Origin of the sequence: Methylobacterium sp. GC_Met_2 (assembly GCF_026540795.1) — a bacterium.
Classification (GTDB): domain Bacteria; phylum Pseudomonadota; class Alphaproteobacteria; order Rhizobiales; family Beijerinckiaceae; genus Methylobacterium.
In genome coordinates this window covers 1-5028 of the sequence record NZ_JALNUM010000203.1, presented here as the reverse complement: position 1 = coordinate 5028, position 5028 = coordinate 1, and the positions used below count along the sequence as shown (strand labels likewise).

Here is a 5028-nt window from a genome sequence, read left to right as displayed (position 1 = left end):
GGCGGATCGGCGTCCCGCGGCGGATCGGCGTCCCGCGGCGGATCGGCGTCCCGCGGCGGATCGGTGTCCCGCGGCGGGACCGATACGCTGCCTCCGGTCCGTCAATGGACTGGTTCCCTTCCGTCTGCGCGTTTCCGGCGTAGCGCGGGCGCAGGTGAGCGATTCAGGTGAGCGATTCAGGTGCACGATCGAAGGACGTGCCGCCGCGATCGGACGGATCCGTCGGCGCGCCGTACCGTATCGTTCCCAGAAAATAATAATCGCGCCTCAAATTTTATTGCCGATGTATATTGATATTGAGATATTTTTGGCTGATCGAGCGAAAATATTTCGACATCCTGGCGATCGTCTGTTGTGTTTGCGCAGCAATACGACCGTCCGGCTGCTCGATTGCTGACGCGAGTTGTTAAATAGTTTTAACCATCATAAGGTGTCGCCAATGGGTACGGCTCTGTATCGCCGGGCGAAACCCGTGATGGGTAGACCGGATTTCGTGATGGTGATGACTGCGCATCGCGTTCGACCGATCGCGACGGAAGTCCGGCAATCGCACCGGAGGCTCGAACCGTGCGGCATCGGGCGCGGTCGCGATGTATGAGGGAGACGGCCGGTTCCCCCGGGTCGGCGGCAAGCGCGATATCTCCGCCTACGCGACGTTGACGATGAGCACCGACGAAGTGCCGCCCGGCGCGCGCTTCGATTACTGGATCGAGGCCTGCCGATCGGTGTTCGGTGGATTCGAGTTCGTGGATCTGCAGCCGAAGGGGTTTCAGGCCGCCGTGAGCGCGCTGACGGTCGACAACCTCACGATCAGCCATTACCTCGGCCCGCCCCATGCCATGAGCCGGACGAAGTCGCATATCCGCTCCTCGGATAACGATTTCTACCTCGTCATCCTGGCGTCGGAGCGGACGTTCAGGATGGAACATGGCCGACACTGCCGGTCCGGCCCGGGTGGAATCGCGCTCATGGACAACACCCAGCCGTTCCTGGGCGCGCATCCGGAAGGCCTGGACATCATCAATGTCTTCATCCCGCGGGCCGTGCTGGAGCGGGCGGTCGGGCCGGCCCGGTCCCTGACGGGACTGACGATCGATGCGACGCAGACGAGCTTTCCCATCATCACGTCGTACCTGTCGACGCTGATCAAGCACGGCGCGGGCCTCGATGCGGAACGCCAGACGCGGATGGCCGCGGTCGCCGTCGAGCTGATCGCGGCGGGTTTCTCGGAGAAGCTGCAGACCGACCCGCCCCGGTCCTTGAGCGGCGCCGCGATCGTCAGCCGGGCGCAGGCCTTCATCGTCGATCACCTCGGTGTCGAGGGCCTGTCGATCAACGACGTCGTGGCTGCGCTCAACATCTCGGTCCGCCGGCTTCAGGAGGTGGCGAGCGCGGAGAACATCGCTCTGATGGACTGGATGTGGGAGCGGCGTATGCAGCTGGCGCGCACGAAGCTCGCCGATCCGACCCATATCGCCGTTCCGGTCGGGCTCATCGCCTATCAAAGCGGGTTCACCAGCCAGGCCCATTTCTCCCGCCGCTTCAAGGAGCGGTTCGGGCAGACGCCGACGGAGTACAGGGCTGCGTCAAGCTTCATGCGGGCCGCGCAGACGACGCCACCTGCCCTGTCCGCTTTGCGGTGAAGGGCGCGGCGCCCGGATGCCGCGGTTTCCTCAGACGAAGGCGGGCTGCGCCTCTGCGACCTTGGGGCGCCGCACCACCCGGCTGCGCGTCGCCGGCTCGAACCCCTCGGCGAAGCTGCATCGGTAGACCAACGCGTCGGCGGGCCCCAGGCCGGTGACCAGCGGCACCGTCACGCTGTCGCCGGAGAAGCGCCAGCCGCGCGCGCCCTTGTCCCAGTAGAGCCAGACCGTGCCGGGATGGCCCCGCAGGGTGAACACCGCGGCCTTGCGCGACAGGGCCTGCACGGCCCGAGGCGCATACATGCCCTTGTCACGATAGGCCTCCCGGGTCGCCGCGGGCTGACGATCCATGAAGGTGTTGCGCACCAACTGAATCGTCGCCCCCGGCTTCCCGAGAAACCGCTTGAATTCCGTCAGATTCCGCAGGATGACCGCCATTGCAGGTCTCCTCGCTTGTCCCGTACGGACCGCGTCGCCGCGTCCGTACCCACTCGATCCATCGAGTTGAGCGATTCCCATGACGGATTGCGTGACTGCACGAGGGGTGCGGCGGCACATATCAACAGATTCGACGACTTATACCCAGATTCTGCGGATCGAGAGCCCAAGAAGACACTCGGCGGTGCGGGAATCGACTCGGGCCATGGCGCGGAATCTTGTCGACCATTCGCGAAGACTCGCGGTCGCTGACGGAAAGTCCAGCACAGCTTGGGGCCAGTGGTTTCGATTCGCCTGGACTTGACCCGCATCGCCAACTGGCGCGTTTGTCTCGGATGCTGCTGCAGTTCTTCACGGCCCTGCGAGACGCCAAGATCCCCGTCTCCCTGAGGGAGTACCTCACGCTGCTGGGCGGCCTCGATCAAGGGCTGGCCGGGCACGAGGTCGAAGCCTTTTACTTCCTGTCGCGCACGGCGCTGGTGAAGGACGAGGCGCATCTCGACCGGTTCGACCGGGTGTTCGGTACGGTGTTCAAGGGGCTGGAGACTCTCGGGGAGGCGGTCGATCCGACGCCCATTCCCGAAGAGTGGCTGCGCAAGCTCGCGGAAAAATACCTGACCGAGGCCGAGAAGGCGGAGCTCAAGGCGCTCGGCTGGGACAAGCTGTTCGAGACTCTCAAGGAGCGGCTGGCCGAGCAGAAGGAACGCCACCAGGGCGGCTCCAAGTGGATCGGTACCGGCGGGACCTCGCCGTTCGGCGCCTACGGCTACAACCCTGAAGGGATCCGCATCGGCCAGGATGGGAACCGCAACTTCCGCGCCGTGAAGGTTTGGGACAAGCGCACGTTCAAGGATCTCGACGACGACCGCGAGATCGGCGCGCGCACCATGCGCCTCGCGCTGCGGCGCCTGCGCCGCTTCGCCCGGGCGGGGGCGGCCGAGGAACTCGACCTCGACGGCACGATCCGCGCGAGCGCCCGCCAGGGCTATATCGATGTGAAGCTGCGGCCGGAGCGGCGCAACGCCGTGAAGGTGCTGCTGTTCCTCGATGTCGGCGGCTCGATGGACTGGCATATCGAGCAGGCCGAGGCGTTGTTCTCGGCGGCGCGCTCGGAGTTCAAGCACCTCGCGCATTACTACTTCCACAACTGCCCCTACGAGGCGGTCTGGACCGAGAACCGGCGGCGCCACGAGGCGCAGACGCCGCTGCTCGACGTGATCCGCACCTATGGCAGCGACTACCGGCTGATCTTCGTGGGCGACGCCTCGATGAGCCCCTACGAGATCGCCACGCCCGGCGGCGCGGTCGAGCATTGGAACGCGGAGGCCGGCGCCGTCTGGATGCAGCGGCTCCTCGACCATTTCCCGAAGGCGGCGTGGCTCAACCCGGTGCCGGAGACGCAGTGGGGCTACACGCAGTCGATCGGCATGGTGCAGCGGCTGGTCTCGGGCCGGATGTTCCCGCTGACCCTAGAGGGGCTCGACGCGGCGGCACGGGCGCTGGTGCGGTAGGGATCGCGGTTGGGCTGTTCGTAGTGGCTCGGGTGACCGGGCCTTGAAGGTCGACCGCTGTCATAGGTCGGGCATAAGCAGGGTGAGTTTTGCCAGGATGGCGCTGGCGCCGTCTTTCACGGAGGCGGCGGTTTCACGCGCCGCGGGTGAAGAATGAGCAACCGGCTCCGCGTGTCGCTCTCTGAGGGCTACGATTTACATATGCCGGGTCGGACGCTCATGCGCGCGGCGGAGCGCGACAGGCCCCCTCTCCCGTGCGGGCTCTCCGGTGCGGGCTTGCGGATTCACACATCCGGTCTGGCAAGGCTGGTTCAGGGTCGAGCGCGGGTCCCCTCTCCCGTGCGGGAGAGGGACAGGGTGAGGGAAGAGAACTACCCGGAAGAAGTGCCCCCTATCGGCGCATCGATCACGTGCTCTGTTCTGAGCGTTCTCGTCCCTCACCCCAACCCTCTCCCGCTCGGGAGAGGGGGCCCGTCGCGCCCTGCCGCGAGCCTCGGTGTTCTACCAGGCTATGTGAATATCGAAGTCCGCACGGGAGAGGGCCCCCGCGCCTCTTCAAGCTGGCGGCCGAGACTGCCGAGACCTCAAACCTCTGTATCCTGTAGCTCTGAGGGGACGAAGAGCGCGTCGAGCTTTGGCGCTTGAGTCAACGGGCCGAGGCCTCAGGAAGCGCGACAGCATCCCCCTTCTCCCAGGCCTCAAGCCAGGCATCCACATCGGTGTCCGCTATGAAACGACCGCTCTCGATGTCCGCCCTCGCGATTGCTAGAAGGCCCGCTTCGACTTCGAGGCGCACGTCGCGCTGCCGGGTCAGCTCTCCAGGGGGCGCCGGCTTCCGGTTCTGCCGAAATCCGCCCGTCGTCACGCGCGCTCATCTTGAATCGCGGCGTTCCGCTTCACCACGAGAGGCGAACCTTACCCCTGCTGCGTGGGCGTCGTCACCACGAGCCCGTCGAGCGCCGGGGTGATCTTGATCTGGCAGGACAGGCGGGAATTCTCACGCACGTCGCTGGCGAAATCGAGCATGTCCTGCTCCATGTCCTGGGCCTTGCCGACCACCTCGATCCACGCGTCGGCGACGTAGACGTGGCAGGTGGCGCAGGCGCAGGCGCCGCCGCATTCCGCGTCGATGCCCGGCACGTTGTTGCGCAGAGCCGTCTCCATCACGGTCGCGCCGACACTGCCTTCGACGGTCCTCTCCGTCCCGGCGTGGTCGACGTAGGTGATCTTGGGCATGCTGGGGCTCCGGGCTCGCGTCGGGCGAAATCAGTCCAACGGGCGGCGTGACTGATTGGCGGTTGAACCCACGGAATGCAAGCGCGGCGATTGACACCCGTCCCGGATCGATCGCCGCATCGCTGCACCCCTGTTTCCGGAACGGCCCGCGACCTTACGGATGGCGGCGTTGCCCTCAGGCGCGGCCTTCCGCGATCGCG

4 protein-coding genes are annotated in these 5028 nt (G+C 65.9%); 2 read left to right on the top strand and 2 right to left on the bottom strand.

The annotated features are described in order from the left end of the window. The first annotated feature begins 590 nt into the window (after positions 1–590). Positions 591–1643, top strand: a complete 1053-nt coding sequence (locus OXS49_RS32485; protein ID WP_267428638.1) for a helix-turn-helix domain-containing protein — start codon at positions 591–593, stop codon at positions 1641–1643. A 30-nt stretch (positions 1644–1673) separates the two neighbouring features. On the opposite strand, the gene OXS49_RS32480 is transcribed toward OXS49_RS32485, so the two are convergent. Further along, a complete protein-coding gene (locus OXS49_RS32480) occupies positions 1674–2081 on the bottom strand; it encodes a hypothetical protein (protein ID WP_243997943.1) in 408 nt (135 codons plus the stop codon). Between the two features lie 335 nt (positions 2082–2416). Here OXS49_RS32480 and OXS49_RS32475 point away from each other — a divergent pair, with 335 nt between their 5' ends. Further along, positions 2417–3592, top strand: coding sequence for a VWA domain-containing protein (locus tag OXS49_RS32475; RefSeq protein ID WP_243997941.1), 1176 nt, complete (start codon positions 2417–2419; stop codon positions 3590–3592). Between the two features lie 915 nt (positions 3593–4507). Here the strand turns inward: OXS49_RS32475 and OXS49_RS32470 are convergent. Beyond that, positions 4508–4828, bottom strand: a complete 321-nt coding sequence (locus OXS49_RS32470; protein WP_243997939.1) for a 2Fe-2S iron-sulfur cluster-binding protein — start codon at positions 4826–4828, stop codon at positions 4508–4510. Positions 4829–5028: the final 200 nt, after the last annotated feature.

Coding starts and splice junctions, on each gene's coding strand:
- OXS49_RS32485 (WP_267428638.1), top strand. CDS start 591: ATGTATGAGGGAGACGGCCGGTTCCCCCGGGTCGGCGGCAAGCGCGAT.
- OXS49_RS32480 (WP_243997943.1), bottom strand. CDS start 2,081: ATGGCGGTCATCCTGCGGAATCTGACGGAATTCAAGCGGTTTCTCGGG.
- OXS49_RS32475 (WP_243997941.1), top strand. CDS start 2,417: ATGCTGCTGCAGTTCTTCACGGCCCTGCGAGACGCCAAGATCCCCGTC.
- OXS49_RS32470 (WP_243997939.1), bottom strand. CDS start 4,828: ATGCCCAAGATCACCTACGTCGACCACGCCGGGACGGAGAGGACCGTC.